Here is a 25405-nt window from a genome sequence, read left to right on the forward strand (position 1 = left end):
CCGGCTGCGGCGCACCCATACCCCCGCTCGAGGCAAGGTGTCAGTATTTGCGGGTGCGCGAGACGGCAGACCCACGAATACTGACGTCTTGCCCCGGGTGGGGTGGCGGAGCCGGCCGGGCCGGCGGCTCAGCGGTAGGCGATGTGCACGGTGTCGATCGTGCCGTCGAGGGCGAACGGCATCCGCTCGGCGTACGCCCGCGACACCGCGCCGCCGTAGGCACGCCCGATGTCGAGACAGTCGTTCGCCGAGAAGAGCAGCGGGGCGCTCGCCGGCACCGTGCCGCTCGCCACCTCGGTGCCGTCGACCCGCAGCACGACCGAGAGCGGGCCACCGGGCCGTCGCTCCACGTACGCCGTCTCGATCTCGATCGTCGCCTCGCCCGCCGGCAACGGGGCGTCCGCCGCGATGATCGTCCGCTGCACGAGGAACAGGTTGTACTCGTAGTGCAGCACGCCGTCGAGCAGGTACGCGGTGAGCCCGCCGCCCGCGCCGCCGAGCTTGTAGAACACGCCGTTCGCCCGTTCGGGCAGCGTGGCCCGGATGGTGACCAGGTTCGGCGTGTTCCCGAGCGCGGGCGCGCAGAACTCCGGGATCCGCACCGTGTCGCCCGAGAGCTCCCACTCCGTGTAGGCCGGCCCGAGCCGGTACTCCGGGTGGTAGACGGGCACCCACAGCCCGCCGCCGACGGGCAGCACCTCGTTGCGCGCCGCCTCGATCGCGAAGAGCTCCTTCAACTGCGCGAGCTTCTCGGGATGCTCGGCGGCGAGGTCGCGCGCCTGGCTCCAGTCCTCGTCGAGGTGGTAGAGCTCCCACGGATCGGCGTCCGGCGTCCAGGTCGCGATGCCGGGAGGGGCGCCGGGCACCCAGGGCAGCCGAGGCCCCGTCGCCGAGGCGAGCCAGCCGTCGGCGTAGATCGACCGGCTGCCCATGATCTCGAAGTACTGCACCCGGTGCCGCCCCTCGGCCGCGGCGTCGTCGATCGCGTAGGCGAAGCTCGTGCCGTCAATGGGGATCTGCGGGATGCCGTTCACCGTCTCCGGCGGCTGGATGCCGATGATCTCGTAGATCGTCGGCACGAGGTCGATGACGTGGTGGAACTGCGTGCGCGGCGAGGCATCCGCCGCGATCCGGCCCGGCCATTGGATGAACATGGGGTTCCTGGTGCCGCCCAGGTGGGAGGCCATGAGCTTCATGCCCTGGTAGGGCGTCGACCCGGCCCAGGCCCACGCCGCGTGGTACTGGTTGTCGGTCGCCGGGGTGCCGAGCGCGTCGAGGCCGCCGAGTTCCTCGAGCGCGGCGAGGTGCTGGTCGACGGTCGTCGGGATCATGTTCTGCGCGAGCAGTTCGCTGATGGTGCCGTTCTGCCCCTCGCCCGAGGATCCGTTGTCGCCCCAGATGTACACGATGATCGTGTCGTCGAGGTAGCCGAGCCGCTCGAGCTCGTCGATGAGCCGACCGGCCTGCACGTCGGCGTGCTCGCCGAATCCCGCGGCGATCTCCATCAGGCGCCGCTGGAAGGGCTTCTGGTGCTCGGGGATCTCGTCCCAGCCCTGCAGGTTCTCGGGCCGCGGGGTGAGCTCGGCGTCGTCGGGGATCCAGCCCGCCGCCTTCGCCCCGGCGAAGGCCTCCTCGCGGTAGGCGTCCCAGCCGTCGTCGAAGACGCCGGCGTACTTGTCGGCCCACTCCTTCATGATGTGGTGCGGGCCGTGGATGGCCCCGGTCGCCCAGTACAGGTAGAAGGGCTGCTCGGGCGCGTTCGCCTTGTGGTCGCGCAGCCAGCGCATCGCGTCGTCGGCGAGGTCCTCGCTCAGGTGGTAGCCGTCCTCGGGCGAGCGCGGCGGCAGCACGGTCGTCGTGTTCCGCACGAGGTTGGGTTCGTACTGGGATGCCTCGCCGGCGAGGAAGCCGTAGAAGTACTCGAAGCCGTAGCCGGTGGGCCAGCGGTCGAAGGGGCCGGCCGCGGTCGTCTCCTCGGCGGGGGTGTTGTGCCATTTGCCCCACGCCGCGGTCGAGTAGCCGTACTGGCGCAGCACTTCGGCCATCGTCGCGCTCGACTTCGGGATGTGCCCCGAGTAGCCGTCCCAATCGTTCGCGAGCTCGGCGATCTGGCCGTTGCCGACGCGGTGGTGGTTGCGTCCGGTCAGCAGCGACGCGCGGGTGGGCGAGCACATCGCGGTGGTGTGGAAGCGGTTGAAGCCGATGCCGCCCTCGCGGATTCGGGCGAGCGTCGGCGTCTCGACGAGGCCGCCGAGCGGTTTCGGCAGGGCCGGGCCGGCGTCGTCGATGAGGATGACGAGCACGTTCGGCGCGTCGGCCGGGAGCCGCCGCTCGGGCGGTCTCGGCGAGTAGGTGGATTCCTGCAGCGTCCGCCCGGCGGTGCTGCCTGACGCCTTCGGCGGGAACGGCAGCGTGCGCGCCGTGGGCAGCGCCTCCCCGATGACCGATGTGCGCTCGCCCGTCATGTCGACCTCGACTCCGCGGTGCCGCGCCGTTGCGGCGGGCGGGCCGACCGCGTCCCCCCGGATCCTGCGGCGTGTTCGCCGCCGTCGCCTCGCCTGCTCGCAGCCTAGGGCGAGATGCGAGGCGGACTCAAGAACCCGTCTCGGGGGGCGACCCCGTGCTCGTAGGCGTAGATCACGGCGTGCACGCGGTCGCGGAGGCCCAGTTTGCCGAGCACCGCGCGCACGTGCGTCTTCACGGTGTTGCGGGTGAGGTGCAGCTTCGCCCCGATCTCGTCGTTCGAGCGACCGGCGACGATGAGCCCGAAGATCTCGCGCTCGCGCGCCGTGAGCGGGGCGAGCGCGTCGGGATCGGCGACGGGCGCCTGTCGGAGCAGGCCGATCACCTTCTCCGCGACCCCCGGCGCGAGCGCGGCGCTGCCGTCGGCGACGTCGAGCACCGCCTGGCGCAGGGCGGCGGGCCGGATGTCCTTCGTGACGTAGCCGCAGGCGCCCGCCCGGATCGCGGCGACGACGAGCTCGTCCGCGTCGAAGGTCGTGAGCACGAGCACGCGGGTGGCCGGCGCGAGCCGGGTGATCTCCGCGGTGGCGCGCACCCCGTCGAGGCGAGGCATCCGCAGGTCCATCAGCACGACGTCGACGCGGTGCGCGCGCACGAGCTCGACGGCGGCCGCACCGTCGCCGACGTCGAAGGCGACCTCGATGCCGGGGTCGACCTCGAGCAGGGCGCGCAGCGCCCCGCGCAACATCGCCTGATCCTCCGCGAGCAGCACCCGCACCGGCCTCATCGCTTCTCCCGCACCGGGAGCATCGCCTCGAGTCGCCATCCGCCCTCCTCCGTCACCTCGAACGTCCCGTCCGCGGCGAGCACCCGCTCGCGCACGCCCGACAGCCCGGACCCGGAGCCGCGCGCCCGGCGCGGCCCGCTCCCGCCGTCGTCCTGCACCACCACCAGCACCCGCTGCGGCTCCCAGCGCAGCCGCACCCGCACTGCGAGCGGCGGCTGCACGTGCCGCAACGCGTTCGTGATCGCCTCCTGCACGAGCCGCACGAGCGCGAGCTCGGCGCGCAGGGACAGCGGCCCGCGCTCGCCCTCCTCGACGAGCTCGACGGTGTGCAACGAGGTCGACGCAGCGGCGACCATCGTCGGCAGCGCCTCGAGCGAGAGCGGCAGCTCGGGCGTGGCCCCCGGATCGGCGTCGAGCACCGCGAGCATCGCGCGCAAGCCGTCGAGGGCGTCGCGCCCCGACTCGGCGATCTCCAGCAGCTCCGCCTCGGCGCCCGGGTCGACGGTGGCGAGCGCCGCGGCCTCGGCGCGCGCGATCATGACCGTGAGCGAGTGGGCGATGACGTCGTGCAGGTCGCCGCGGATGCCGGCGCGCTCGGCCCGGCGCGCCTCCTCGATGCGGGCGGCCTGCGCGGACGCCACGCGCTGCCGTCGTCGGGTCGCCGCGATCGCCGCGAGCCAGACACCGACGACGGCGCCGGCGAGCAGCGCCCCCTCGGTCACCCGCATCCACGTCGGCTCGATTTCGCTCGACCGTGAGACGGCGACGAGCTCCGCGAGCAGCACGCCGAGAAGGCCGACGGCGAGCGCGAGGAGGCGCCGCAGGCGCGCACCGAGCTCCGCCTGACGCCAGAGCACCAGCAGGAAGCACCCCGCCGAGGGCAGCAGGCTCGGCGACCAGCCGGGCATGGGCAGCAGCACGAGCGCGAGCATCGCCACTGAGGCGAGCGCGAAGCCGACGTCGGGGTGGCGAACGGCGAGCACCACTGCGAGGTGCAGCGCGACGGCCACGGCGACGGTCGCAGCGACGAGCCAGGGGCCGCCGCCGCTGAAGGCGATGAGCACGATCACCGCGGCCGAGGCCGGGGCGAGCACGAGGTGGCTCGCGAGCGCGGCGCGCCGCCAGCCCCGGCCGGGCTGCGCGGCGGGGTGGACGGCGGACGGAGGTTCAGGATGCATGCTGCCGCAACGATCCCACGAGCGGCGGATGCCTGCCTCATCCCGCGGGGTGATGTCCGCCCCTCGGGAGATGCATACCGTTCCTGGCATGCACCAGTCGCTCCCCCGTGAATCCACCCTCGCGCGCCGGCTCGCCCTCGGCGGCGCCGCGGCCCTCGCCGCGCTCCTCCTCGCCGTGGGCTCGCCCGCCGGGGCGGCGACTGCGGCGAGCGAGCCGCCCGAGCCTCCCGAGGCATCCGCGCCCTCGGCAGCCCAGCTCGTCGAGGACTACCGCGCGGTATACGGCACCCCCGGCGTCGCCGCGGCGCTCATCACCGGCGGCGGGGTGGAGCGGGTGACGAGCGGGCAGGACGGCGACGGCCGGAAGGTGACCGCGAGCACCCCGTTCCGGATCGCCTCGATCAGCAAGTCGATGACGGCGACCGCGGTCATGCTGCTCGTCGAGCGCGGCGAGTTCGGCCTCGACGATCCGGTGGCGGGCCTGCTGCCGGAGTTCCGCCTCGACGACCCGCGCGCCGGCGACGTCACCGTGCGGCAGCTCCTGATGCACCGCTCCGGGCTCTCGATCCGCACGAACGACGAGTATGCGCTGCCGCCCGCCGGCAGCGCGGAGGAGGCCGTCGCGCGCCTCGCGGACCGGCACCTCGCCTGGGACCCCGGCACGCAGTTCGAGTACCACAACACGAATTACGCGATCGCCGCCCGGCTCGTCGAAGTCGTCTCGGGCCGGCCGTTCGACGAGTTCCTCGAGACGGAGCTCTTCGCGCCGCTGGGCATGGCGGACACGCTCGCCACGGAGGGCTGCTCCGACGAGGTCCCCGGCGTGGCCGACGGCTACGAGGTCGTGCTCGGCTTCGCCGTCGACGTGCCGGAGATGCCGGGCCTCTGCGCCGGCAACGGCGGCGTGATCTCGACGCTCGACGACCTCGTGCGCTGGATGCGCTTCAACACCGGCGCGACGGTCGGCCTGCTCGGCGCGGACTCGCTCGCGACCCTGCACCGCGCGACGGCCGCGAGCGACGGCTATGCACTCGGCTGGCAGGAGCGGCGCACCCCGTCGGGCATCCCGCTGGTCGGGCACGGCGGCACGCTCGCGACCTGGACGGGCGACGTGGTCTTCTCGCCCGGCGACGGCACCGCCGTGGTCGTGCTGACGAACGCGGCCGGTTCGCCGGGCGAGCTGTCCGCGAATCTCTTCGCGACGGTCACGGGCGACCCCGTGCTGCCGATCGAGAATCCGTTCACCGTGCTGAACGCGGTGCTGCTCGCGCTCACGCTCGTCATCGGCATCCTTCTGATCGTCGCGATCGTGCGGGCGCCGCGCTGGGCGCGCCGTCGCGTGTTCGCGAAGCGCCCGCTCGTGGCGCTGCGGCTGCTGCCGATCGCGCTGCTCGTCGTCGCCGGGGCGCTGCTGCCGATGCTGATGAACGCGAAAGCGGGGCTCGTCACGAACTGGGTGGTGACGGTGTGGCTGCTGCCGATGGCGGCGATCCTCGGCCTGGTGTGCGTCGGGCTCGGGCTCGCCGCTCTGGTCTGCCGCCTCGCGGGCTACGCGAGGGCGCGCCGCCGCGCGGCGACCCCCTGAGCGCGCCGCGGGGGTCGCTTTCCGACGCGGGCGCGCCGCCGGGACGGAACGGATGTCGCAGAACGACCCCCTCGGCGGGCCGGAGCGGCCGGGCGCCGGGCGGGCAACCCCCGCGCTCAGCGGAGCACGCGGTCCCGCCCGGCCAGGAAGCCGAAGACGACCGTGAGGCACACGAGCCCGGCGAGCACGAGCAGCGGCGGCGTCCACGAGCCGGTGACGTCGTGCATGAGGCCGACCGCGATCGGCCCGATCGCGGCGAGCGTGTAGCCGACCGACTGCGCCATGCCGGACAGCGAGGCCGCCTGCGCGTGGTGGCTCGTGCGCAGGCCGAACGAGCTCAGCGCGATCACGATGTTCGATCCGCCCGCGATGCCCGCGAGCACCGCCCACCCGGCGGCGAGCTGCGGCGCGAGCAGCACCCCGAGCACCGAGCCGAGGAAGAGCGCCGAGCTGCCCGCGGCGAGCCAGCGCTGGTCGCGGAGTCTCGGGATGAGCGCGGATGCCGCGAGGCTCCCCGCGATGCCCGCCCCGTTCAGCAGCAGCTGGTGGAGGCCCGCCGACGCCCGGTCGATCCCCGCCGAGGCCTCGATCGAGGGCAGCCAAGTGATCAGCACGTAGAAGCCGAGCGACTGCAGCCCCATGAACGCGGTGACCTGCCAGCCGATCGCCGAGCGCCACGGCGAGCGCAGCCCGGAGAGGTCGGGGTGCTCGGCGTCGGCGAGGTCCTGCGCCGAGAGGTGGGTGGTGCGCCGGAACTGCGGCAGCATCACCGCGATCGCGAGGAGCGCGAGTCCGGCCCACATGCCGAGCGGCAGCCGCCAGCCGAGCGCCGATGCGCCCGCGACGGGCACGGCGACGCCGGCGGCCAGTGCGGCGAAGGCGGCCTGCACGGCCGAGTAGGCGCCGGTGACCTGGCCGATGCGCTTCGGGAAGTCGCGCTTCACGACCGCGGGCAGCACGACGTTCAGCACGGCGATCGCGACACCGAGCAGGGCGGTGCCGATCCAGAGCAGCGGCAGGCCGGGCAGCGAGCGCACGACGAGACCGACGGCGAGCGCGGCGAGGGCGATGCCGAGCGATCGCTCGAGGCCGATGCGGCTCGCGACCGCCGGCGCGATCGGCGAGACGATCGCGAAGGCGACGAGCGGCAGGCTGATGAGCACGGATGCCTCGAGCGAGGCCAGCCCGAGATCCTGCTGCAGCTCGCCGAGGACCGGGCCGACCGTGGTGATGCCGGCACGGAGGTTCGCCGCGACGAGCAGCAGCCCCGCGAGCACGAGCGCGGGGCTGAGGGCGCGGGCCGCTCCCCCGCGGCTCATCGGGCGGCCTCGGCGTCGCTCGCGGCGGTGCCGGTGACGGCGCCGGGGAATCCGGTCTGCTCGTGGGCGAGGCGGACCATCCGTTCCGCGGCCTCAGCCGCGGCGTCGGGATCGCGGGCGACGATCGCCTCGGCGAGCTCGGCGTGGGCGTCGTCGACGTGCCCGAACGCGGCGCGCTGCGCGGCGAGGTCGACCTCGGGCCCCGAGAGCGGCGCGAGCGCCTGCTCGTTGCCGCCGACCCCGCGGTAGAGCTCGGCGAGGAGTGCGTTGCCCGAGGCATCCTGCACCGCGCGGTGGAAGCGCACGTCGGCGGCCGCGTACTCCGGCGCCGTCTCGGCGGCGGCCCGGGCGGCGAGGGCTTCGAGGATGGCGCGACGCTCGGGTTCACCCGCACGCAGGGCGGCGAGCCGGGCGCCCTCGCGCTCGAGCAGGAGCCGCACCTCGGCGACGTCCTCGGCGCGGTCGTGGTCGAGCCGCCGGGCGAGCGCCGGGGCGACGTCGCTCGCGGCGACGACGAAGGTGCCGTAGCCGGCGCGGGCGCCGAGGAGCCCGGCGTGCACGAGCGAGCGGATCGCCTCGCGCAGGCTGTTGCGGCTCACCTCGAACTCGGCGGCCAGCTCGGCCTCGGTCGGCAGGAGCGCGCCGACGGCGTACTCCCCCTCGGCGATGCGGCGGCGGAGCTCGTCGGCGAGTTGGGCGGACAGGGGGATGTTGGGGGTGATTCCGGGCACCGATCCAGCCTAGCCGCAATAGAGCCAAATGTCGGACAAAAGATGTCGCGCTCCCGCCGGGCCGTCCCGGCGCGGCCGGGCGCCGCGGCACGGCGCCGAACCGCGGCGCGCCTCGGCACGACCGATCGGCGGCGCCTCCGCGCTACGGCAGCACGATGTCGAACGCCGTGTCGCCCTTCGAGAGCACCCCGAGCAGCTGCGACAGCACACCCGTGTCGCCGACGGCGTCGATCCCGGGCGAATCGAGGTCGCCGCCCGCGAGGGCGATCAGCCGCGGCTTCGTGAGCGACAGCCGCAGCGCCCCGTCGTCGGCGGGCTCGCGCTCCACGTATACGAACACCCCGTTCCGCAGCGTCAGCCGGAAGCTCCGGTCGAGGTCGGTGAGCACGAGGTCGAAGGCGAGGTCGAGGTCCCACGCCCGCGGGCCGTCGACCGTGATCGCGACGGCGTCGAAGAGCTGCTCCGGCGTGAGCTGGGCGAGGATCGCGGGCGCGTTCGTCGTGGTCGGCGTGCCGAAGTTGCCCTCGCGCAGCTCGGTCGCCCCCGAGAGGAAGAAGTTCCGCCACGTGCCGTTCTCCGCGCCGTAGCCGAGCTGCTCGAGCGTGTCGGCGTAGAGCTCCTTGGCGGCCTCGTTGTCCGGCTCCGCGAACACGGCGTGGTCGCAGAGCGTCGCCGCCCAGCGGAGGTCGCCGTCGGCGAACGCCTGCCGGGCGAGCTCGAGCACCCGGTCGATCCCGCCGATCGCGGCCACGTAGCGCTCCGCCTGCGCCTGCGGCGGGTGCGGCCAGAGTCGCGCCGGGTTGCCGTCGAACCAGCCCATGTATCGCTGGTAGATCGCCTTCACGTTGTGACTCACCGAGCCGTAGTACCCCCGGGTGTGCCAGGCGTTCTCGAGTGCGGGCGGCAGCTGGATGGCCTCCGCGATCTCGGCGCCCTGCATGCCCTGATTCAGCATCCGGAGGGTCTGGTCGTGCAGGTAGCCGTAGAGGTCGCGCTGCAGGCCGAGGAACTCGACGATGCGCTCGCTCCCCCACGTCGGCCAGTGGTGGGAGGCGAAGACGACGTCGGTACGGTCGCCGTAGCGTTCGATCGCCTCGGTGAGGTACCGCGACCAGATGTGCGGGTCGCGCACGAGCGCCCCGCGCAGCGTGAGCAGGTTGTGCAGGGTGTGCGTCGCGTTCTCCGCCATGCAGAGCGCCCGGTAGCGCGGGAAGTAGAAGTGCATCTCGCTCGGCGCCTCGGTTCCCGGGGCCATCTGGAACTCGATCTCGAGCCCGTCGATCGTGTGCCGCTCGCCCGTCGTCGTGACGTCGATCGTGGGCGCGATGATGGTCGCATCGCCGGTCGAGGTGGTCTGGCCGAGCCCCGCGCCGACAGCACCGCGCGGACCGCGGGCGAGCGCCGCGCCGTACATGTAGCCGGCGCGCCGGCCCATCGCCGGTCCCGCGTAAACGTTCTCGGCGACCGCGTGGCCGACGAGCCCCTCCGGCGCGATGATCTGCACCTCGCTGGCATCGACCTGGGCCTGGTCGACGATGCCCTGCACTCCGCCGAAGTGGTCGATGTGGGAGTGCGTGAAGATCACGGCGGTGATCGGCCGCTCGCCCCGATGCGCCCGGTAGAGCGCCATGGCGGCGGCGGCCGTCTCCGTGGAGATGAGCGGGTCGATGACGATGACGCCCGTGTCGCCCTCGACGAAGGACATCACCGAGAGGTCGAGGCCACGCGCCTGGTAGAGCCCGGGCACGACCTCGAACAGCCCGTGTTTCGCGACCAGCCGGCTCTGCCGCCAGAGGCTCGGGTTCACCGTGTCGGGCGCCTCCCCCTCGAGGAAGTCGTAGCTCGAGGCATCCCAGACCACCGTGCCGTCCGCGTCCCGGATGACCGGATCGTCGAGCGTGCCGAGGAAGCCGCGCTCGACGGCCTCGAAGTCGGCGGTGTCGGCGAACGGCAGTCGCGCGGCCAGCTCCCGCTGCTGCGCGACGATGGCCTCGCTCGGGTCCTTCTGCGGCATGGTCTCCCCCTCCGGGGGCGCCGGGCGGCGGATCCCCCCGCTCCCGACCCTGCCGGACATCCAGGCCCCGGGCAAGAGGGAATCCGCCGGGGGATGCGGCCGTCGGCGGTCGGTGGCATCATCGCGCCCATGGAGCGGGACGAACGCGACGAGGACGTCATCGACTGGCTGCTGCACGCCGACCCCGCGATCCGCTGGCAGGTGCAGCGCGACCTGCTCGACTCGCCGCCCGACCTCGTCGCCGCCGAACGGGCGCTCGCGACGCGCGAGGGGCTCGCCGCGCGCATCCTCGAGCTGCAGGACGAGCGGGGCTACTGGGGCGGCTTCACGTACGGGCCGCAGCGCGAGCGCGACAGCGTGATGTGGACCCTGCACGTGCTGCTCCGCTTCGGCGTCGACCCGCAGGCGCCCGAGGTGCGCACCGCGATCGAACGCGTGCGCGAGGGGGTGCGCTGGCCCGAGGAGGACGGCGGCCGGCCCTTCTTCGCCGGCGAGATCGAGGAGTGCGTCAACGGGGGCGTGCTGGCGTACGCCGCGTACTTCGGGGTGCTCGACGAGGCATCCGATCGCCTGGTCGACCGTCTGCTGGGCCAGCGGCTCAGCGACGGCGGCTGGAACTGCGACCCCGTCGAGGAGTCGGTGCGCTCGTCCTTCGACAGCACGCTCTGCGTGCTCGAGGGGCTGCGCGCGTACCAGCGGAAGACCGGAACGGCGGATGCCTCAATCGCCGACGCCGTGCGCACGGGCGAGGAGTACCTGCTCGAGCGCGGCCTGTTCCGCCGCCGGAGCACCGGTGAGCTCGCGAATCCGCAGTACGCGACGTTCGCGTTCCCCATGTACTGGTTCTACGACGTGCTGCGCGCCCTCGAGCACTTCCGCCTGAACGGCGGGGCGCCCGACGCACGGCTCGCCCCTGCGCTCGAGCTGCTCCTCGCGCAGCGGCTGCCCGACGGCCGCTGGCCGGCGGGACCGCAGCGGCCGACGCTGCGCGGCTACGTCGTCGAGGCGCCCGAGGGGCAGCCGAGCCGATGGAACACGCTGCGGGCGCTCCGGGTACTGCGCTGGGCGGAGCCCGCCGCGCTCACGCGCCGCTGAGGCGTCCGCCCGTCGGCCGGCGTGAGGAATCCGTTCGGATCGCGCGCCGGGCCGTTCGGACTCCGTCGGGCCCCCGCCGGCCGGCCTCGCTCCGGCGTAGACCGGACGGCATGACCCTGACGACCATCCTGCCGACGCTCCGCCTCAGCATCCCCGACCCGCACACCCCTGGGCTCTGGCCCGCGGAGACCCGGATGACGGTGACCGACGTGATCGTCGCCGGCGTCTCGCTGTCCGCGCTGGCGGCGGCGCGAGGCACCCCGTGCCGAGCCGCGGCGGCCGACGGGGTCCTGCTCATGCGGGTGACCGGCTGCGTCGACGGAGTGCCGCGCCGCCTCCTCGTCGACGCCGAGTTCGACGGCTCGGCGGTCTGCGCGGGCGAGACCCGGCTCGTCGGCCGGGCGTCGCGAGCGCGTGCGGCCCGCTTCGAGATCGGCGGCCCGGAGTGCGGCTGTCTCGCCGAGCTGCCCGGCGACGTCGGGATCGGGGATCTGCTCGCCGTGCCGATCGTCCGCGGCGCCGCGCCGACCCAACGCCGAGTTGCCCGACTTTCATGAAAGTCGGGCAACACCGCGTTGGGGCGGCTCAGCTGAGCTTCTTCCGGTAGATCGCGATCGCGAAGCCGTACGCGACGACCAGGATGCCGACGAGCCAGGCGAGCGCGATCCAGATCTCGGCGCCGACCGGCTGCCCCGCGAACAGTGCCCGGATCGTGTTCACGATCGAGGTGACCGGCTGGTTCTCGGCGAACCAGGCGACCGGGCCGGGCATCGAGTCGGTCGGCACGAACGCCGAGCTGATGAACGGCAGGAAGATCAGCGGGTAGCTGAACGCGCTCGCCCCGTCGACCGACTTCGCCGAGAGCCCCGCCACCACGGCCAGCCAGGTCAGCGCGAGGATGAAGAGCACCAGGATGCCGGCGACGCCGAGCCACGCCCCCACGGACGCCCCCGTGCGGAACCCCATGATCAGGGCGACGCCCACGACGATCGCGACGGACACGAGGTTCGCGACCACCGAGGTGAGCACGTGCGCCCAGAGCACGCTCGAGCGGGCGATCGGCATCGACTGGAAGCGGTCGAAGATGCCGCCCTGCAGATCGAGGAACAGCCGGTACGAGGTGTACGCGACGCCCGAGGCGATCGTGATGAGCAGGATGCCGGGCAGCAGGTAGTTGATGTACGACTCGTCGGAGCCCGTGTTGATCGCCCCGCCGAGCACGTACACGAACAGCAGCATGAGCGCGATCGGGGTGACCGCGGTCGTGATGATCGTGTCGGGGCTGCGGAGGATGTGGCGCAGCGAGCGCCCGGTGAGCACGCCGGTATCGGCGATGGCGTGGGTGGTCATCGTGCGTCCATTCGTGTCGAGGCATCCGCCGCCGCGTCGGCGTTCTCCGCCGCTTCGGCCTCGCCCGTGTCGCCGACGAGGGCCAGGAAGACGTCCTCGAGGGAGGGCTGCTTCTCGACGTACTCGATCTCGGCGGGCGGGAGGAGCTGCTTGAGCTCGGCCAGGGTGCCGTTCTGGATGATGGTGCCGCGGTGCAGGATCGCGATGCGGTCGGCGAGCTGCTCGGCCTCGTCCAGGTACTGCGTGGTGAGCAGCACGGTGGTGCCGCCGTCGGCGAGCTGCTTGACGGTGCGCCAGACGTCGATGCGCGCCTGCGGGTCGAGCCCGGTGGTGGGCTCGTCGAGGAAGATGATCTTCGGCTCCCCGATGAGGCTCATGGCGATGTCGAGCCGGCGGCGCATGCCGCCCGAGTAGGTCGCCGCGCGGCGGTCGCCCGCCTCGGTGAGCGAGAACCGGGCGAGCAGCTCGTCGGCGATCGCGCCCGGGTTCTTCACGTGCCGGAGCTTCGCGACGAGCACGAGGTTCTCCCGCCCGCTCAGCACTTCGTCGACCGCGGCGAACTGCCCGGTGAGGCTGATCGACTCGCGCACCTCGCCCGGCGCTCGGGCCACGTCGTGGCCCTGCACGGTCGCGGCTCCGGCGTCGGCCTTCAGCAGCGTCGACAGGATGCGCACGAGGGTCGTCTTGCCCGCGCCGTTCGAGCCGAGCAGGGCGAAGATGCTGCCCCGCTCGACGTCGAAGTCGACGCCTCGGAGCACGTGGACGTCCTTGAAGGACTTCTCGATGCCCCGCACCTGGATGGCGGTGTCGCTCACTTCCGATCACCTCGCTTCGCCTGGTCGATGTCCTTGACGAGCCGCGCCCGCTCCTTGTCGATCCACTGGGTGCCGCCGTAGGCCTGGGCGAACGTCTCGGCGAACTCGACGGGGTCGTCGCCCACGATCTCGGCGACGGGCGTGCCGTCGACGGCCGCGCGCTCCCAGAGGTCGGCGAGGTCCACGAACATCTGCACGAGAGTCTCGCCGTCGGTGATGCCGCCGTAGTACATGAGGTAGCGGTGGCAGGCGCTCGCGGCGGTGCGGTACGGCTCGGGCAGCGCCTCGAGCCTGGCCTTCGTCTGGCGGTACTGCTTCTTCTGCTCGAGCGAGCCGGTGAGGGCTTCGATCCACTTTGCAGCCATGGTCACTTCTCTCCTTCGTGGAGCTGTTCGATACGTTCTGCGAGGAAGCTCCACGTCCTCCAGAACTCTTCGAGTTCGTCGTGCCCCTTGGCGTTCAGAGTGAACATCTTGCGGGGCGGGCCCTTCTCGGAGGGGACCTTCTCGACGTCGACGAGGCCGCGCTGCTCGACTCGGACGAGCAGGGCGTAGATGGTGCCCTCGGCGATGTCGGTGAAGCCGCGCTCGCGGAGCCGCGCGGTGATGTCGTAGCCGTAGGCCGGCTGCACCGCGATGATCGCGAGGACGATGCCCTCGAGCGTGCCCTTGAGCATCTCGGTCATCTGCTTGCCCATCGGGATGCTCCCTTCTCTTCGTTCAGTTCCGTGCTTTGGTATTCAGTGTTGCTGAGTACCACTAGAAAGTATCACTGAGTACCGGTACTTAGCAACACCGAATACTGAACTTCTTTCTCGACTTGCCCGACTTTCATGAAAGTCGGGCAAGTCATGGACGGGGCGGGCAGGATGAAGGCATGGCCGACGACCACGCACTGGCCGAGATCGCCGGGGAGCTCTACGGGACGCGTCCCGCGGAGTTCGTCGCGGCTCGGAACGCCCGGGCGAAGGAGCTGAAGCCGAGCGACCCGGCGCTCGCCGGCGCCGTCGCCGAGCTGCGCCGCCCGGCCCCGGCCGCCTGGCTCGTGAACCAGCTCGCCAGGCACCGACGGGACGATCTCGAGCAGCTCCTCGAACTCGGCGAGGAGCTGCGGGCCGCACAGGCCGAGCTCGACGCCGCCGCCCTCACCGCGCTCGCCCGGCAGCGGCGCACCGTGGTCGCCGCCCTCGCCCGCGATGCGGGCGCGCTCGCCGACCAGCTCGGCGCGCCCGTGCGCCAGCCGGTGCTCGACGAGGTCGCCGAGACGCTGCAGGCGGCGATGACGGATGCCTCGGCCGCCGACGCCGTACGCACCGGACTGCTCGTGCGGGCCCTCGAAGCCGTCGGCACCGAGGTGGACCTCGACGGGGCCGTCGCCGGTGGACTCGCGGGTGGCGTCGCCCCGGCAGCGGCGGGGCGACGGGCGAATCCGCCCGACGAGCTCGCCGAGCGGCGCACGCGCAAGCAGCAGGAGGCCAGGGCGCGCGCCGAGCGCGAGCTCGCCGAGGCGGAGGAGAAGGCGGATGCCGCCGAGGCCGCCGCGGCCGAGGCATCCGAGCTGGTCGACACGGCGAGCGCCGCCGCCGGGGCCGCCGCCGCGCAGCGGGACGCACTCCTCGCCGAACGCCGTGAACTCGAACGCCGGCTGAGCGACGCCGAGGGCGAACTGGCCCGCGCCGAGCAGGCGGTGCCGCCGCTCGAACGGGAGCGCGCCCGGGCCGCCCGCGCGGCGAGCGACGCGCGCGCCGCCGCCGAGGCGCTGCGCGCCCGCCTGGCGCCCTGAGCCCACCCTGGTTCCCTGAGCCCGTCGAAGGGAACCTCGCCCACCCCGCTTCGACAAGCTCAGCGGACCACCTTGGTTCCCTGAGCCCGTCGAAGGGAACCCCGCCCACCCCGCTTCGACAAGCTCAGCGAACCACCCTGGTTCCCTGAGCCCGTCGAAGGGAAACCCCGCCCACCCCGCTTCGACAAGCTCAGCGGACCACCTTGGTTCCCTGAGCCCGTCGAAGGGATCCGGGCGGGTGAGATCATCGTTCGCATGAGCTCCGAGGCGATCGCGTCGATCCGCGCCGCGATCGTGGCGGACCCGGCGAACCGCGCGTTCGTGGACGCCGGGGCGCAGCCCGTCTTCACCGCCGACCCCCGCGCGCGCATTCTCGTCGTCGGGCAGTCCCCCGGTCGGCAGGCCCAGGACAACGCCCTCCCCTGGAGCGATGCGAGCGGCGAACGGCTCCGCGACTGGCTCGGCGTGGACGAGCACACCTTCCGCGCGCCGGAGTCGTTCGCGTTCCTGTCGATGGACTTCTTCTACCCGGGTCGCGGTCCGAACGGCGACCTGCCGCCCCGGCCCGGCTTCGCCGCGAGGTGGCATCCGCCGATCCTGCGATCGATGCCCGAGCTCCGGCTGACCCTGCTCATCGGCGGCTACGCGCAGCGCCACTACCTGGGTCGGCGGGGCGGCGCCAGCCTCACCCGGACGGTGCGCGACTTCGCCGAGTTCGGGCCGGCGATCGTCCCGCTCGTGCATCCGAGCCCCCGCAACACGGCCTGGCAACAGCGGAATCCCTGGTTCGCCGCCGAACTGCTGCCCGTGCTGCGCGAGCGGGTCGCGGCCGCCCTGGCTCCCTGAGCTGGTTCCCTGAGCCCGTCGAAGGGAACGCCGCTTCGACAAGCTCAGCGAACCAACGCCGCTTCGACAAGCTCAGCGAACCAACGCCGCTTCGACACGCTCAGCGAACCAACGCCGCTTCGACACGCTCAGCGAACCAATGCCGCTTCGACAAGCTCAGCGTGCCAGTAGACGCCCACCGAAGCGGACCAGCTTCGTCGATTTGCGGCCGGGGCCGCACTCTGGCAGGATCCCCCTACCTTCGGGGTGGTTCCCACCCGGAAGGACATCGGAGGCCGGCGTTTTCCCTGCCGCTCCGATGGCACGGCCGGCCCGGGCAAGCATCCCCCCGATCTCGCCCGGGTCGACCCCCCACCGCGGTGCGCCGGCACGCCGCTCGAACGGTTGACGTGCCGCAACCACCGCAGTGCGCGTCAGCATACTCCCGGGCGGCACCCGGCCAACACCCCCGAACGGGCGACGAGCCGTGGCAGCCTGGAAGCGCTCTCAGCCAGTGACCGCCCGCAGCCGCTCCGGGACGGGCTGCGAGTGGTGCGGCGCATCGAGCAGCTCCGCCTGGAGCTCCCACAGCTGCACCTCGAGCTCCTCGCGGATGCCGCGGTAGGCCGGCTCGCGCACGACGTTCCGCAGCTCCTCGGGGTCGAGCTCGAGGTCGTACAGCTCCCACTCCGGCGGGTAGACGTGCGGCGAGCTGCCCGGCAGCCCCATCCCGTCGTTGTAGAAGTAGATGAGCTTGTACCGCTCCGTGCGGATGCCGTAGTGCGCGAGCGCGTGATGGTTCACATCGTCGTTCTCGAAGTAGCGGTAGTACATCGCGGGACGCGTCGGGGCATCCGGCTCGCTCGTGAGCTGCGGCCAGATGCTGAGGCCCTGCATCCGCGGATGCGGGGCGACCCCGGCGGCCTCGAGCACAGTCTGTGCGAAGTCGACGTTCGTGACGATCTGCCCGAGCGGTTCGGAGCGGGCCGGGATGCGCGACGGGCAGCTCACGAGCAGCGGCATCCGCAGCGACTCGTCGTACATGAAACGCTTGTCGAACCAGCCGTGGTCGCCGAGGAAGAAGCCCTGGTCCGAGGTGTACATCAGCAGGGTGTCGTCGAACGCGTCGTGCGCGCGCAGCCAGTCGATGACCCGGCCGACATTGTTGTCGACGGACGCCACGCAGGCGAGGTAGTCCTCCATGTAGCGCTGGTACTTCCACAGCGCGGCCTGCTCGTAGTCGAGCCCCTCGGGCGGCGCCTCCTTGAGGTCCGCGAGCGTCAGATGGTCGGCGATCCGCATCGCCGCACGGTGCGCTGCCGAGCCCCGAGTGGCGTAGTCGTCGCCGAAGGTCGCCGGCACCGGGATCGGCTCTCGGTACATGCCGCGGTGCCGCTCGTCCGGCTCCCACGGGCGGTGCGGCGCCTTGTGGTGCACGAGCAGGCACCACGGCTCCTCCCCCTCGAGCGAGTCCAGCCAGTCGAGCGAGAGATCGGTGATGACGTCGGTCGCATACCCCTCGACGATCTCGACGCCCCGGGCGGTGCGGATCTGCGGATCGAAGTACTCGCCCTGATCGCGCAGCACCGCCCAGTAGTCGAAGCCCTCGGGGTCGTGCCCGGGCCCCTCCCCCATGTGCCACTTGCCGACGATCGCCGTGCGGTAGCCGGCCGCCTTGAGCTGCGAGACGAAGGTCGGCTGCGAGGCGTCGATCGGGGTCTCCAGCGTGGTGACGCCGTTGACGTGACTGTAGGTCCCGGTGAGGATCGTGGCCCGGCTCGGCGTGCACAGCGCGTTCGTGCAGAAACAGTTGTCGAGCCGGACGCCCGCCTCGGCGATCTCGTCGATCCGCGGGGTGCGGTTCACGACCGAGCCGTACGCGCCGATCGCGTGCGCGGCGTGGTCGTCGGTCAGGATGATGACGACGTTGGGCCGTCGGGGTTGCTCGGTGCTCATCGTCCTCATTCGTGCACGAGCGTGCGCTCGGGGGTGTACGCCGCGTCGTCGAAGCCGCCGAAGGAGGGGTCGTAGTCGACCCCGCCGACGGGGTACATCGCGGTCATCCAGTGCGAGAAGTTGTCGCCTCGCTCCTGCAGCAGGCGGTAGAGCCGCTCCAGCATCCGCTGGCGGATCGCGCCGTACTCCGGCAGTTCGTAGACGTTCTGCAGTTCGTCGGGGTCGAGGCCGAGGTCGTAGAGCTCGTTCACCGACTCGGGGTTGACGACGAGCTTGTAGCGCTCGTTGCGCAGCATGCGCTGCGGGTACGGGAACTGGTGGCCGTGGAACTCGCAGACGATGTCGTCCGGCCATTCGGGGGACTCGCCCGCGACGAGCGGCACGAGGCTGCGGGAGTCCGTCGCCGGCGTCGGGTCCACCCCGGCGAGCTCGAGGATCGTCGCGGTGCAGTCGAGCAGGCTGACGAACTCGTCGCGCACCTGCCCGGCGGGCGCGCCCGGGATCCGGATGAGTCCCGGCGTGCGGTAGATGTCCTCGTACATGGCCGGCCCCTTGTCGTGGAGCCGGTGCGAGCCGGTGAACTCGCCGTGGTCGCAGGTGAAGAACACCGCCGTGTCGTCGACGAGGCCGAGCCGCTCGAGCGCCGCCATGACCCGGGCGATCTGCTCGTCGATGAGGGTGATGTACCCCCAGGACACGGCGATGAGCTTGCGGCTCTGCTCGACCGTCAGCGAGTCGAACGCCCAGTGCGCGCTGTAGTTGCGCTGCACCGGCGGCTTGCCCGCGAACGTCTCGAGCATCGAGACGGGCAACTCGATCTGCTCGGGATCGAAGCGGTCGAAGTACTCGCTCGGCACGATGTACGGCAGGTGGGGGCCGAAGAAGTGCAGGGCGAGGAAGAACGGCCGCCGCCCCGAGCGGTAGTCGTCCGCGTAGCGTTCGAGCATCTCGATCGTGCGCGTCGCGAGGTAGTACTCGAAGGTCGCCTCGACGGGCTGGTGCAGGCGGGCGGCGAGCAGGTTGCCCGGCCCGCCGTTCGGCAGCACGCCGCGGATGCGGTCGCTGATCTCGTACGGCGGCAGCACGTGCTCCGCGAGGTACGCGAGGTAGTCCTCGTGGTCGATCGCGTTGTGCCAGCCGTCGAAGTGCGGCCCGTCGAAGCCGAAGTCGGCCGCGGTGCGCTTGGTTCCCGCGTGCCACTTGCCGAGCAGGCCGCAGTTGTAGCCCGCCTCGCGCAGCGCCGAGGAGAACGCGAACTGCCCGTCCGGGAGATCCTCGATGTAGCCGACGTTGCGCTCGTGGTTCGCGAGCAGCTTGTGCCGGAACGGCGCCTGCCCGGTGAGCAGGCTCGCCCGCGCCGGCGTGCAGATCGCGGTGGGCGTGAACCAGCGGTCGAACCGGGTGCCGCTCGCCGCGAGGGCGTCGAGCGCCGGCGTCTCCGCCGCGGTGTTCCCGTAGGCGCCGAGGCTGTCGACCCGGTGCTGGTCGGTCATCAGGAAGAGGATGTTGCGCCCGGTCACGTCACTTCCCCGCAGCGACGAACTGCTCGCCGAGGTAGTAGGTGGAGGCGTCCGTCGGCTCGTCGAGCTTGCCCGCCGTGACGAAGTACTCGTTCAGGCCGGTGAGCCACGAGGCGACCGTGCCGTCCTCGGTGAGTGCGTCGAGTTCGCTCGCCGAGAGGTACTTCGCGTTCGCGGCATCCGCGGCGAAGCCCTTCGGGTCTGCCTTGAGCTTCGCGGCCGTGAGCTCGACGGTCTCGTCGAGGTGCTCGACGCGGTAGTCCATCGCCTCGCGGAGCACCGCGAGCACCGCCTCGGTGGCCTCCGGGTGCTCCTCCGCGAAGGCGGGGCTGACCACGAACGCGCTCGGGAAGGCGATCTCCTCGGCGAAGTCCTCGTTCTCGGCGAGGATCTCGAGGTCGGGCACCTGCTGCTCGATCGTGCCGATGAGCGGGTACCAGATGCCCGCCGCGTCGACCTGCTTCGAGGAGAACGCCGAGACCACGGTCGCCGGGTCCATGGCGACCTTCTCGACGTCGTCGATCGTGAGCCCGGCCGACTTCAGCGCCATGGTCAGGATCATGTCGCCCGAGGTGCCCTCCGGCACGGCGACCTTCTTGCCCTTGAGGTCCTCGATCGAGTCGATGCCGGGCTGCGCGATCACCCGGTCGGCGTTGCCGAGTCCGTTGATCGCGGCGATCTCCGCCTGCCCCGAGGCGGGCAGCCACATGGCGCCCGGCCCGATGTAGCCGAAGTCCAGGTCATTCGTGCCGAGCGCCTGGATCTGCAGCGGGCCGTTGGTGAAGACGGGGGTCTCGACCTCGAGCCCCTGCTTCTCCCAGAGCCCCTGTTCCTCGGCGATCGCGAGGAGGCTGCCGCCGTTGAAGTCGGCGATGTAGCCGAAGCGGATCTTCGGGAAGTCGGCCGCGGCGTCGCCGCTCGCGGCGGGCGCCTCGGAGCCGGTGCTCGAGCAGCCGGCGAGGGCGAGGGCGGCCGCGGCCGCCGTGGCGATGGCGGCGACGATGCCGCGCGTGGTCCTGATCTGCATGGGGGGTCCTCTGCTCTGGCCGTCAGGCGACGGCGGTGGGGGATGGTGCGATGGCTCGGTGGGTGGCGTCGACGCGCCGGCCGGGGGTCTGGTGGTACACGGCGCTCCACACCCGGTTGCGGAGCTCGGTGAACTCGGGGCTGAGGCGCAGGTCCTCGGTGCGCGGGCCCGGCAGCTCCACGTCGATGACGTCGTAGATCCGACCGGGCCGCGCCGCCATCACGACGACGCGGTTGGCGAGGAAGACGGCCTCGTCGACGTCGTGCGTGATGAACATGACGGTGCGCTTCTCGCGGCTCCATGTGTCGAGCAGCTGCTCCTGGAGCTTGACGCGGGTGAGGGCGTCGAGGGCGCCGAACGGTTCGTCCATGAGCAGGATGCTGGGATCGACGGCGTACGCCCTCGCGATCGCGCAGCGCTGCTTCATGCCGCCGGAGAGCATCTTCGGCAGCGCATCGGCGAACTCGCCGAGGCCGACCATCTCGATGAAGTGCTCGGCCTTCTCGCGCCGGTCCTTCGCGCTCAGCCCGGCGGTCTTCAGCCCGAACTCGACGTTCTTGCGCACCGTGAGCCAGGGGAAGAGCGCGTATTGCTGGAAGATGACGCCGCGGTCGGGACCCGGCCCGGTGACTGGTCGGCCGTCGACGAGCGCCTCGCCGCTCGTGGGGGTGTCGAGCCCGGCGAGGATGTTCATGAGCGTGGACTTGCCGCAGCCGGAGGGCCCGACGACGGTGATGAACTCGTTGTCTGCGACGTCGAGCGAGACGTCGTCGAGGGCGACGAACTCCTCGCCCTTGAGGTCGAAGGTGCGGGTGACGTTCCGCATCGAGATACGGGGGCTGCCGGCGGTGGGCGTGGTCGTGGTCATCGGCGTTCCTGCCATCCGGTGAGCTTCTTCTCGGCGAGCAGCAGCAGCCGGTCCATGACCAGGCCGAGCACGCCGATGACGATGAGTCCGACGAAGATCGTCGGGAGGTCGTAGTAGAGCTGGGCCTGCTGCATCCGGTAGCCGAGGCCCTGCTGGGCGGCGATGAGCTCCGCCGCGACGAGCGTCGCCCAGGCGGCGCCGAGGCCGACGCGCATGCCGACGAGGATGAACGGCACGGATGCCGGCACGACGACCCGCACGAAGATGCCGGCGTCCTTGGTGCCCAGCACCCGGGCGGCGTTGATGAGCGTGCGGTCGACGTTCACGACGCCCTGGAACGTCGAGATCACGCAGGCGAAGAACGCCGCGAGGAAGATCACGAGGATCTTCGGCTCCTCGCCGATGCCGAGCAGCACGATCGCGAGCGGGATGATCGCGAGCGGCGGGATGGTCCGGAAGAACTGGATCCACGGCTCGATGAGCCCGCGCGCCCAGGCGTACCAGCCCATCAGGAAGCCGACGGGGATGGCGACGATCGTGCCGAGCGCGAAGCCGACGAGCACCCGGGTGAGGCTCGCGACGAGGTCGGCGCCGAGGGTGCCGTCGACGGTGAGCTCCCAGCCGCGCACGACGACGTCGGCGGGCGAGGGCAGCTTGAAGCCGATCGACGACAGCAGCCACCACACGCCGATACCGGCGGCGATGCTGATCGTGCTCAGCAGCAGGGTGCGGGCGCGCTTCGCGGAGTCCTGTCGCGCGCGGCGGGTGCGGCGGGTCTGCTCGGTGCCCGGCTCGGCGAGCGCGCTCGCCGAGGTGGCGGTGCCGGGCTCGTCGCGGGCGGTCACGGTCTCGGTCATCGAGGCCATCGGAGTCCTCCTCGGGGGAAAGCGGACACTAGGCGTTGCTCCTTCGCAATCGGGTCTCGGCCGACGCGTCGTCGGCGGTCAGGGTGGCGTAGCCGGCGAGCAGCGGCGAGCTGCGCAGCAGCGCGATGATGCCGCCGATGGCGCCGCCCTCGTCGCCGAGCACGGCGCGCCGGATGCGCGGGGTCGAGCCGCCCACGGGGACGAGCTCGTAGGCGACGGTCGCCGCGATCTGCTCGACGACGACCTCGGACACGTGCGCCACCTCGCCGCCGATGACGATGTCGGCGGGGTTCGTGGCGACGGCGAGCGAACCGAGCACCTGGCCGACGGCCTCCCCCGCCTCGCGCAGGGCGGCGATGACGATCGGGTCGCCCTTCGCGGCGGCGGCGTCGAGCTCGGCGAGGGTGGTGACGGCGGCGCCCGTCTCGGTGCAGCGCCGCAGGATCGCGTCGATCGAGGCGATGGTCTCGAGGCATCCGCGCTTGCCGCAGCGGCAGTCGACGCTGCTGCCGGCGACGCTCATGTGCCCGAACTCCCCGGCGAAGCCGGCCGCGCCCGTGACGAGCCGGCCGCCGATGACGAGCCCGCCGCCGATGCCGGCGGACAGCCGCACGTACAGCAGGTGCTCGGTCTCGGTGCTCGGTTCCCAGGCGGCCTCGCCGAGGGCCGCGAGGCGGGTGTTGTTGTCGACGAGCACGGGGACGCCGAAGCGGCGTTCGAAGGCCGTGCGAACCAGTTCGGCCCCGACCCGGCGGGCCTCCGCGACCGGCTCGGCGCGCCGCCGCGGCAGCCGCGGCGAGAACGGACCGGGGAAGCCGATGGCGACGCCCTGGATGCCCTCGTAGTGCAGTTCGGGCGCCTCGGCGAGCCGCTCGATGAGCCCGAGGGCGAGCTCGACGCGGGTGCCCCAATCGGCCGGCTCCTCGTACGGCGCCACGTCGGAGGCGATGAGCTCGTGCGCGGCGTTCATCACGGCGACCCGGACGCGGCGGTGCGAGAAGTCCACCCCGAGGTATTGCCCCGCGGCCGGGTCCAGCGTCAGGATCTCGGCCGGGCGACCGCGGCCGACGCGCGGCGAGTCGTCGATCGTGACCGACACGACGCCGCGCGAGATGAGGTTGCCGGAGATCTCGGAGAGGGTCGTGCGCGACAGCCCGATGTGCTTCGCGAGCTCGCCGCGGGTCATGCCGCCGTGCTGGCGCAGCAGCTGCAGCACGCGGTCCTCGTGCGTGCGTCTCACGAGCGTGTGCACTCCGGTGGGCAATGGCATGCGTTGAACGCTAAGCGGGCCGATTTTTTCCGTCAATCACCCGACAGAATTCGCCGGGAAAAACATCCATCGCTTTGTGAAAACCCTCCGGACATGGACGGTCCGGCGGCGATCAGCGTCGGCGGCGCAGCTCCGGCAGCACCGCCACGGCGCCCACCACGATCGCCGCGACGAGCACCGCGACCGCGAATCCGCCCGTCGCGAGGGCGGCGGCGATCGTGCCGAACACGGCGATGCCGAGGCCCGAGCCGAGCGCGAAGCCGATCTCCTGGATCGCGCCGACCTGCCCGGCCTGATCCTCGGTGGTCGCCTCGAACAGCGCCGTCGCGGCGAGCGTGCCGGCGATGCCGAAGCCGAGGCCCACGAGCACGAGCGGGGCGGCGATGAGCCCCGGATCGCTCGCGAGCCAGCCGAGGCCGGCCGCCTGCACGAGCAGGGCGAGCACGGTCAGCGTGTTCGCGGACAGCCAGCGGAGCAGCAGCGGCGTGACGACGCCGCCCGCCGCGATCGCGGCCGCCTGCGGCAGCAGGGCGAGGCCGGCCTCCGCCGCGCTCGCGCCACGGGTGTCTTGCAGCTGCAGGCTGACGAGCAGCACCGAGGCCGCCGAGGCGCCGGCGCTGACGAGGATCCGGGTGATCGCCGGCGAGAACCCCGCGAGCCCGAACAGCCGCACGTCGATGAGCGGTTCACGCAGCCGCCGCTGCCGCACGACGAAGAAGACGAGGCTCGCGACGGCCACCGCACCGGCGACGATCGCGACGAGCGGGGCGACGACCGCCTCGTGCAGCGCGAGCACCAGCCCGCCGAGGGCGAGCATCGAGGCGAGGATGCTCGGCACGTCCCAGCCCGGGCGGACGCTGCTGCGCGAGTCGGGCACCAGCCAGGCCGCGAGCACGATCGCGATGATCGCGAGCGGCACGCTGCCGAGGAAGAGCCACCGCCAGCCCGGGCCCTCGGCGAGCGCGCCGCCGAGCACCGGCCCGAGCGCGTTGCCCACGCCGAAGGTCGCGGTCCAGAGGCCGTAGGCGACGACACGGTCGCGCCCGGCGTAGCGGGCGCCGATCGTGGCGACCACGCCCGCGATCACGAACGCCTCCGCGATGCCGAGCAGCGCCCGCGCCCCGATGAGCATCGCGCCACCGGTGGCGAGGCCGCCGGCCAGGTTCAGGATGGCGAAGCCGGCGAGCCCGATGAGGATGATCCGCTTGCGGCCGAACGCGTCGCCGATCCTCGCCGCGATGATGAGCGTCGCGGCCATCGCGAGCGAGTAGCTGTCGACGAGCCAGAGCGCCTCCGTGTCGCCGAGCGAGAGCTCCGCGCGGATCGCGGGCAGCGCCGTCGCGGCGCTGCTGATCGCGAGCGAGCCGATGAGGATGCCGAGCAGCATCGGCACCATCGCGGCCCAGCGGCGGATCGAGGAACGGGAGTCGGGGAGCGCCGGAGAGAGGGTCACTCGACCATTCTGTGGAGTACCGTACGGAGGAACAAGTACGGACATTCTCGTCACGTAGTGACTGATTGGATACTATGGGCGCGAGGAGTCATCCCGATCGCGACCCGGAGGTGCAGCCGATGCGAGAGAAGACCGAACGCGTCATCCGCGAATGGACCGACACCTGCGACGCCGAGGTTTCGATCGCCGTGCTCGGCGGCGCGTGGAAGCCGAGCATCCTGAGCCTCTTGGCCGAGCACGGCGTGCTCCGCTTCGGCGAGCTCGGGCGCCTGCTCGACAACCCCACCGCCCGGGTGCTGACGCGCCAGTTGCGCGAGCTCGAGCAGGACGGCCTCGTCACCCGCACCGTCTACCAGCAGGTGCCGCCGAAGGTCGAGTACCGGCTGAGCGAGCTCGGTGAGAGCGCGGGCCCCCTCGTCGAGGCGCTGACCCGCTGGGGCGGCCACTACGCGGGACTCCAGCGCGCGACGCCCGCGGTCGTCGCGCCGACCGCGGGCTGAC

At 72.2% G+C, this 25405-nt stretch carries 23 protein-coding genes; 6 read left to right on the forward strand and 17 right to left on the reverse strand.

Annotated elements, in window-relative coordinates; translation table 11 throughout:
- Positions 1–128: 128 nt before the first annotated feature.
- The 3 genes from QSJ60_RS18640 to QSJ60_RS18650 form a co-directional block, all read right to left on the reverse strand.
- Positions 129–2465, reverse strand: coding sequence for an arylsulfatase (locus QSJ60_RS18640; protein ID WP_285465173.1), 2337 nt, complete (start codon positions 2463–2465; stop codon positions 129–131).
- Positions 2466–2569: 104 nt separating this feature from the next.
- The gene (locus QSJ60_RS18645; protein WP_285465175.1) at positions 2570–3250 is read right to left on the reverse strand and encodes a response regulator; all 681 of its coding nucleotides are present in this window, start codon (positions 3248–3250) and stop codon (positions 2570–2572) included.
- Positions 3247–4428, reverse strand: coding sequence for a sensor histidine kinase (locus QSJ60_RS18650; RefSeq protein ID WP_285465176.1), 1182 nt, complete (start codon positions 4426–4428; stop codon positions 3247–3249). Before QSJ60_RS18650 ends, QSJ60_RS18645 begins: the two co-directional genes overlap by 4 nt.
- A gap of 88 nt (positions 4429–4516) precedes the next feature.
- On the opposite strand from QSJ60_RS18650, the gene QSJ60_RS18655 reads away from it, so the two are divergent.
- Positions 4517–6013, forward strand: a complete 1497-nt coding sequence (locus tag QSJ60_RS18655) for a serine hydrolase domain-containing protein (protein WP_285465178.1) — start codon at positions 4517–4519, stop codon at positions 6011–6013.
- A gap of 116 nt (positions 6014–6129) precedes the next feature.
- Here the strand turns inward: QSJ60_RS18655 and QSJ60_RS18660 are convergent, their stop codons facing one another.
- The 3 genes from QSJ60_RS18660 to QSJ60_RS18670 form a co-directional block, all read right to left on the reverse strand.
- The gene (locus QSJ60_RS18660) at positions 6130–7332 is read right to left on the reverse strand and encodes a CynX/NimT family MFS transporter (protein ID WP_285465180.1); all 1203 of its coding nucleotides are present in this window, start codon (positions 7330–7332) and stop codon (positions 6130–6132) included.
- Positions 7329–8063, reverse strand: a complete 735-nt coding sequence (locus QSJ60_RS18665) for a FadR/GntR family transcriptional regulator (RefSeq protein ID WP_285465182.1) — start codon at positions 8061–8063, stop codon at positions 7329–7331. The genes QSJ60_RS18660 and QSJ60_RS18665 overlap by 4 nt, the downstream gene beginning before the upstream one ends.
- 142 nt (positions 8064–8205) lie before the next feature.
- Positions 8206–10077, reverse strand: coding sequence for an alkyl/aryl-sulfatase (locus QSJ60_RS18670; RefSeq protein WP_285465184.1), 1872 nt, complete (start codon positions 10075–10077; stop codon positions 8206–8208).
- Between the two features lie 129 nt (positions 10078–10206).
- Between QSJ60_RS18670 and QSJ60_RS18675 the strand changes: the two genes are divergently transcribed.
- Entirely contained in the window at positions 10207–11172 is a 966-nt protein-coding gene (locus tag QSJ60_RS18675; protein ID WP_285465186.1) for a hypothetical protein, read from the forward strand.
- 110 nt (positions 11173–11282) lie between these two features.
- Positions 11283–11729 (forward strand): hypothetical protein, encoded by a 447-nt coding sequence (locus QSJ60_RS18680; protein ID WP_285465187.1) that lies wholly within the window; start codon positions 11283–11285, stop codon positions 11727–11729.
- Positions 11730–11757: 28 nt separating this feature from the next.
- Here the strand turns inward: QSJ60_RS18680 and QSJ60_RS18685 are convergent, their stop codons facing one another.
- The 4 genes from QSJ60_RS18685 to QSJ60_RS18700 are packed head-to-tail and all read right to left on the reverse strand — an operon-like array spanning position 11758 to position 14034.
- Positions 11758–12522: an ABC transporter permease gene (locus QSJ60_RS18685; protein ID WP_230765743.1), complete on the reverse strand. Its 765-nt coding sequence runs from the start codon at positions 12520–12522 to the stop codon at positions 11758–11760.
- The gene (locus tag QSJ60_RS18690) at positions 12519–13337 is read right to left on the reverse strand and encodes an ABC transporter ATP-binding protein (RefSeq protein WP_285465190.1); all 819 of its coding nucleotides are present in this window, start codon (positions 13335–13337) and stop codon (positions 12519–12521) included. The genes QSJ60_RS18685 and QSJ60_RS18690 overlap by 4 nt, the downstream gene beginning before the upstream one ends.
- A complete protein-coding gene (locus QSJ60_RS18695) occupies positions 13334–13702 on the reverse strand; it encodes a DUF1048 domain-containing protein (RefSeq protein WP_230765739.1) in 369 nt (122 codons plus the stop codon). Before QSJ60_RS18695 ends, QSJ60_RS18690 begins: the two co-directional genes overlap by 4 nt.
- Before the next feature lie 2 nt (positions 13703–13704).
- Positions 13705–14034: a PadR family transcriptional regulator gene (locus tag QSJ60_RS18700; RefSeq protein ID WP_285465193.1), complete on the reverse strand. Its 330-nt coding sequence runs from the start codon at positions 14032–14034 to the stop codon at positions 13705–13707.
- A 179-nt stretch (positions 14035–14213) separates the two neighbouring features.
- Here QSJ60_RS18700 and QSJ60_RS18705 point away from each other — a divergent pair, with 179 nt between their 5' ends.
- Positions 14214–15119, forward strand: coding sequence for a transposase (locus QSJ60_RS18705; protein WP_285465194.1), 906 nt, complete (start codon positions 14214–14216; stop codon positions 15117–15119).
- 255 nt (positions 15120–15374) lie between these two features.
- Positions 15375–15965, forward strand: coding sequence for a uracil-DNA glycosylase family protein (locus tag QSJ60_RS18710; protein WP_285465195.1), 591 nt, complete (start codon positions 15375–15377; stop codon positions 15963–15965).
- Positions 15966–16451: 486 nt separating this feature from the next.
- Here QSJ60_RS18710 and QSJ60_RS18715 read toward each other — a convergent pair whose 3' ends face one another.
- The 7 genes from QSJ60_RS18715 to QSJ60_RS18745 all read right to left on the reverse strand — a co-directional run bounded on the left by QSJ60_RS18715 (position 16452) and on the right by QSJ60_RS18745 (position 24904).
- Complete coding sequence (locus tag QSJ60_RS18715; RefSeq protein WP_285465197.1) at positions 16452–17900, reverse strand: sulfatase family protein; 1449 nt, start codon at positions 17898–17900, stop codon at positions 16452–16454.
- Between the two features lie 5 nt (positions 17901–17905).
- Positions 17906–19420 (reverse strand): sulfatase family protein, encoded by a 1515-nt coding sequence (locus QSJ60_RS18720; RefSeq protein ID WP_285465199.1) that lies wholly within the window; start codon positions 19418–19420, stop codon positions 17906–17908.
- 1 nt (position 19421) lies between these two features.
- Positions 19422–20447, reverse strand: coding sequence for an aliphatic sulfonate ABC transporter substrate-binding protein (locus tag QSJ60_RS18725; protein ID WP_230765728.1), 1026 nt, complete (start codon positions 20445–20447; stop codon positions 19422–19424).
- A gap of 22 nt (positions 20448–20469) precedes the next feature.
- Entirely contained in the window at positions 20470–21315 is an 846-nt protein-coding gene (locus QSJ60_RS18730) for an ABC transporter ATP-binding protein (protein WP_285465203.1), read from the reverse strand.
- A complete protein-coding gene (locus tag QSJ60_RS18735; RefSeq protein WP_285465204.1) occupies positions 21312–22181 on the reverse strand; it encodes an ABC transporter permease in 870 nt (289 codons plus the stop codon). The genes QSJ60_RS18730 and QSJ60_RS18735 overlap by 4 nt, the downstream gene beginning before the upstream one ends.
- Before the next feature lie 28 nt (positions 22182–22209).
- Positions 22210–23451 (reverse strand): ROK family transcriptional regulator, encoded by a 1242-nt coding sequence (locus QSJ60_RS18740; protein WP_285465206.1) that lies wholly within the window; start codon positions 23449–23451, stop codon positions 22210–22212.
- A 112-nt stretch (positions 23452–23563) separates the two neighbouring features.
- Complete coding sequence (locus QSJ60_RS18745; protein WP_285465208.1) at positions 23564–24904, reverse strand: MFS transporter; 1341 nt, start codon at positions 24902–24904, stop codon at positions 23564–23566.
- A 119-nt stretch (positions 24905–25023) separates the two neighbouring features.
- Between QSJ60_RS18745 and QSJ60_RS18750 the strand changes: the two genes are divergently transcribed.
- Complete coding sequence (locus QSJ60_RS18750; RefSeq protein WP_230765719.1) at positions 25024–25404, forward strand: winged helix-turn-helix transcriptional regulator; 381 nt, start codon at positions 25024–25026, stop codon at positions 25402–25404.
- The last annotated feature ends 1 nt before the right edge of the window (position 25405 follow it).

Source organism: Agromyces sp. NBRC 114283 (assembly GCF_030268405.1).
Taxonomy (GTDB): domain Bacteria; phylum Actinomycetota; class Actinomycetes; order Actinomycetales; family Microbacteriaceae; genus Agromyces; species Agromyces mediolanus.